This window comes from Slackia sp. (assembly GCF_977041755.1).
Window position 1 is genome coordinate 1 of record NZ_CDRRGL010000230.1, and the last position, 1,363, is coordinate 1,363.

The 1,363-nt window shown below is 64.8% G+C and carries 1 rRNA gene; it reads left to right on the plus strand.

What is annotated here, in order from left to right:
- Positions 1–1,363: ribosomal RNA gene (locus tag ACWI8T_RS09945) — 23S ribosomal RNA — on the plus strand; the annotation flags it as partial.

A 1,363-nucleotide genomic window follows, 5' to 3' on the forward strand; every position in this document is an offset into this window, starting at 1 on the left:
CCATCCCATGCGGGGACAACCGGGGGAACTGAAACATCTAAGTACCCCGAGGAGGAGAAATCAACCGAGATCGCGCGAGTAGCGGCGAGCGAAAGCGCGCGAGCCCAAACCGGATACGGCGCCAAGGCTGGGGCCGTTGCCTATCCGGCGTTGCGGGACGCAGAGCCCGGGGCCCCCAGGCCCCGGCCGCAGTCAGAAAACCACGTTCGAGCGGAACGGCATGGGAAGGCCGGCCGCAGCGGGTGAGAGCCCCGTACGCGAAGGACGAGGTCTGCGGTCTGCGATCCAGAGTAGGGCCGGGCACGTGAAACCCGGTCCGAAGCAGGGGGGACCACCCTCCAAGGCTGAACACTCTCCGATGACCGATAGCGAACCAGTACCGCGAGGGAAAGGTGAAAAGCACCCCGAGAGGGGAGTGAAACAGCGCCTGAAACCGTGCGCCCCCAAGCAGCGGGAGCCGTTCTGACGACGGTGACCGCGTGCCTTTTGTAGAATGAGCCTGCGAGTCGCGGCATGCGGCGAGGTTAAGGGACACCGAGCCGCAGCGAAAGCGAGCCTGAACAGGGCGATTTGAGTCGCATGCCGCGGACGCGAAGCCGGGTGAGCTATCCATGGGCAGGGTGAAGCGGGGGTAAGACCCCGTGGAGGCCCGAACCCACTTCGGTTGAAAACGGAGGGGATGACCCGTGGATAGGGGTGAAAGGCCTATCAAACCCGGAGATATCTCGTTCTCCCCGAAACAGCTTTAGGGCTGGCCCCGGGCATTGACCATCGGAGGTAGAGCACTGGACCGGCGAGGGGGCCTCACCGCCTACCGACCCAGACCAAACTCCGAATGCCGATGGTTTCGACCCCGGGAGTCAGAGCGCGTGGGCTAAGCTGCGCGCTCGAGAGGGAAACAGCCCAGACCGCCCGCCAAGGCCCCAAAGGCCGTGCTAAGTGGCAAAGGATGTGCGCCCGCCCAGACAACCAGGATGTTGGCTTAGAAGCAGCCATGCATTCAAAGAGTGCGTAACAGCTCACTGGTCGAGTGGGGGCGCGCCGACAATGCGCGGGGCTCAAGCACGGCGCCGAAGCGGCGGAATCAAGCAATTGATTGGTAGGGGAGCTTTCCATGCCGGGAGAAGCCGGAGGCGCGAGCCCCGGTGGACGGCATGGAAGTGAGGATGCAGGCATGAGTAGCGAGAGAGCGGCGAGAAACCGCTCCGCCGAAAACCCAAGGTTTCCTGGGCGAGGCTAATCCCCCCAGGGTCAGCCGGGAGCTAAGGCGAGGCCGCAAGGCGCAGCCGATGCACGACGGGCAGACATTCCCGTGCCGGCGCGGGCGCGCTACGACCGATGGGACGACGGGGAAGGATACGCG